The organism is Mycobacterium arosiense ATCC BAA-1401 = DSM 45069 (genome assembly GCF_002086125.1).
GTDB lineage: Bacteria > Actinomycetota > Actinomycetes > Mycobacteriales > Mycobacteriaceae > Mycobacterium > Mycobacterium arosiense.
Genome location: NZ_MVHG01000158.1, coordinates 1 through 3989 on the forward strand (window position 1 = coordinate 1; position 3989 = coordinate 3989).

General features: G+C 66.3%; 1 protein-coding gene. It reads right to left on the reverse strand.

The genetic code is table 11. The annotated features are described in order from the left end of the window. Nucleotides 1-3989 (reverse strand): condensation domain-containing protein (locus tag BST14_RS27525; protein WP_142279656.1); only part of this gene is annotated, 3989 nt, incomplete at both ends.

Genomic DNA, 3989 nt, shown 5'->3' on the forward strand with positions numbered 1-3989 from the left:
CCCACCCCGGCACCGGCCACATACAACTCACCAACCACCCCAGCCGGCACCGGCCGCAACCACCCGTCGAGCACAAACAACGCCGCAGTCGACACCGGCGCACCGATCGGCACCACACCCGACCCCGCCGTCAACGGCGCACTCATCGACGCATACACCGTGGCCTCGGTCGGGCCGTAGGCGTTGATCATCACCCGCCCCGGCGCCCACCGATCCACCACCTCGGGCGGACAGGGCTCACCACCAACCAGCAACGCCACCGACTCCAACCCCTGCGGTGAAAGCGCGGCCACCGCAGAAGGGGTCTGAGTCAACACCGTGACCCCCTCGCCGACCAGCAAGTCGTGGAAGTCCCCCGGCGAGGCCGTCACCTCCTCAGGCACCACCACCAAGCGCCCCCCGCCCAGCAACGCCGCCCAAATCTCCCACACCGAGAAATCGAACGCATACGAGTGACACTGCGACCACACCTGCACACCATGCAAATCCCGCGGCGATGACTGCGCCAAATGGGCCAGATTCTGGTGGCTGATGGCCACGCCTTTGGGCACCCCGGTAGTGCCCGAGGTGTAAATCAGATACGCAAGGCCCTCGGCCGCGGGGGCCGGCAACGCCGTGGCGGGCTGATCATCGACCGCGGGATCGTCGGCATCGATGACCGCCAGGTCATACCCGTCCACCCGGGCCGCCAGATCCGCGGTGGTGATCACCGCCGCCGGCGCGGCATCGGCCACCATGAACCCGATCCGCGTATCGGGCAGGGCGGGGTCCATCGCCAAATAGGCCGCCCCCGATTTGAGCACCGCCAGCATCGCCACGATCGCCTCAGCACACCGGGGAAACAGCAGCGCCACACACTGGCCCGCGCCCACCCCACGCTCGATCAGCGCGTGCGCTAACCGGTTGGCCGCCTCGTCGAGTTCCCGATACGTCCACGACCGGTCCTCAAACGTCAGCGCCACCGCATCCGGGGTGCGGGCCGCCTGCGCATCAAACAATTCCGGAACCGACACCGGGGCCACCGACTGGCTCAAGACCGCGCGGTTACCCCACTCATCGAGCAGATCGTGTTCATCAGCGGCCAACACATCCACCGACGACAGCCGCCGCTGCGGGTCAGCCGCCATCGCCACCAACACCCGCTGCAACCGGGCGATCAGCGCCTCGATGGTGGCCGCCTCGAACACGTCGGTGTCGTATTCGAGGCGAAGGCCCAGTTCGGGGCCCGGCAGGGCTTGCATTGTTAGCGGGTAGTGGTTGTATTCGCGGGCGGTGAACTCAGTGATGGCCAACCCGCCGGTGCCCGACAACGCGGCCGTGTCCAGTGGGTAGTTCTCGTAGACGAACAAGGTGTCGAAGAGCTGGTCGTGGCCGGTGACGCGGTGGATCTCGGTGAGCGCCAGGTGTTGGTGGTCCAGTGTGTGGTTGTGGCCACGGTGTAGTTGGTCGAGCAGCTCGGCGGTGGTGGTGGCCGGTGTGATGGTCGCGCGCACCGGCACCGTGTTGATCAACAGACCGACCATCGTTTCCGCGCCAGCCACCTCGGTTGGCCGACCCGAGACCGCGGTGCCAAAAGCGACGTCATGCCGGCCGGTCAGCCCCATCAACAGCTGCGCCCACGCGGCCTGCAACACGGTGTTGACGGTGGTGTGACACGAGCGGGCGAGCTCGACCACAGCCTGGGTGGTCTGCTCTGGCACCCGAGACGAGGTCGTGCCCCGCCGCCCCAACCCCGACCGGCTCAGCGGGGCCACCAGGGTGGGCGTGTCCAAGCCGGCCAGCGCCTCGCGCCAGGCCGCCCGGGCAGCCTCGAGGTCCCGATCGGCCAGCCAGGAAACAAACGTCCGATATGAGACCACCGCGGGCAACCGCTGCCCGTGGTAGCTGGCGATGATTTCGTGTAACAGAATCGGCAGCGACCAGCCATCGAGCACGATGTGGTGGTTGGTCAACACCAACTGGCACTGATCTACAGCGGTGCGGATCAAAGCCACCCGAAAGGCTGGCCGGTCGGCCAGCTCACACACCGCGGCGCGTTCGGCAGCACACAGCTGCTGAATCCGTTCGTCCTGATCGTCGCCGTCAAGCTCGACATACCGCCATCCCACCTCAGGATCAGCCGGGATGATCTGGACTGGGTCGTTGAACCGGTCGCAAAACCGGGCGGCCAGGTTGGGATGCCGGCTGATCACGGTGCGCACCGCATCGCGCAGACGGTGCTGGTCGAGCCCACCGGCCACGGTGATGTCCAGCTGCATCGCATACACATCGTCGTGACTGCTCTGCGCGGTGTTGGCGTGAAAGAGCAGCCCCTGCTGCAAAGGAGTCAGCGGCAAAATATCGGCGATGTCGTATTGCGTTTGCAGCTCGTCGATCTGGTGTTGGCTAAGACGGGCGGGCGCGATATCCGACGGAGTCAACCCGCCGCCACCGGAGCGCACATGAGCACAGATGCCGGCCAAAGCGTCGAACCACAGTCGGCTGAGTCGGCCGATCTGGCCGGAGCCCAGTGCTGAACAGGCCCACGTCCAAGTGGCATGCAGGCGCGGCCCAGTGGTGGTGTCAACCGTGACAGCATTGAGCTCCACGGTGTGCCCCAGCGGCATGGGCACCGCCGCGGCAACACCGGCCATCGACAAACCCTCCTGACCGAGCCGCCACACATCCCCGGCGCCATCAAGCCCCACACCGCCTTGCCGCCCCAGGTAGTTGAACCCGATCAGCGGATCAGACCCGCCCAGATCGACGTCGGGGTTCAAGTAGCGCAACAACCCGTAAGTCAACCCCTCTGGCAGGGCACGGAGTTGCTCCTTGGCGTCTTTGAGCAGCGCGCCCAGCGCCGCCTTGCCCGCAACCACCTGCGCCCAGGGCAGGTGCGACAACCTCAACGACACCGGGTATTTGCTGGTGAACCACCCCACCGTGCGCGACAGATCCACATCGCAGCCCAGCTCCTCATGACGCCCGTGGCCCTCGACATCAATACCGATCGGCGCACTGCCGTTGCCCAAAAACTCCGCCACCGCCAAGGCGAACGCAATCAACAAAATGTCTTGCACCCCGGCATGAAACGCCACAGGCACCTCACCCAGCAGCATGCCAGTGACCTCGGAATCCAGCTCCACCGCTAAATGACCGGCGCTGGCATAGGTATCCACCGCGGGGCGCACCGCGGGCAGCGCAACGGTGGCCGACGCCACTTGCTTCCAGGCGTCGGCCTGCGCAACGACCTCGGGGCGGCGAGCATGCTCAGTCAGCAGCGCCGCCCACCGCCTAAACGACGTCCCGCCCCCGGGCAACGCCACCGGTTGCCCGCTGCGATGCTGGGCCCACGCGATGTTCAAATCCTCCAACAGGATTCGCCAGGACACCCCATCAACCGCCAAATGGTGAATGATCAACACCAGCTGCGCCGCGGAACCAACCCACACCGCGTGCAGCATCACCCCGGTAGCCGGGTTTAACCGCGACCGCGCCTTGATGACCGCCTCATCGGACAACACATCCACCGACGTCAAACACTGACGGATATCCACCGATCCGGCCTCGGGCACCACCAATGACCAACCCCCGGCGCCGTCGTCATCCACGCGCAGCCGCAACATGGCATGCCGATCCACCAAGGCCTGCAACACCACCACCACGTCGACCTCGCTGACCCCGGCCGGCGCTTGCACCACCACCGTCTGGTTGAACTGGTCGATCGGGCCGTCCACGGTATACAGCCAACGCATGATCGGGGTGGCCAACACCGGCCCCAGACCCCCGTCGATGGGACTGTCCTCACCGGTAGCCGCCCCAGCCACCCGGGCCAACCCGGCCACCGTCTGCTCAACGAAAACGTCCCGCGGCCGACACAACACCCCAGCCGCACGGGCCCGGGCCACCACCTGCATCGACAAAATACTGTCTCCGCCTAGGTCGAAGAAGGAGTCGTCGACCCCGACCCGGGACAGCCCCAGGACTTGGGCGTAGATACCGGCCAGGAT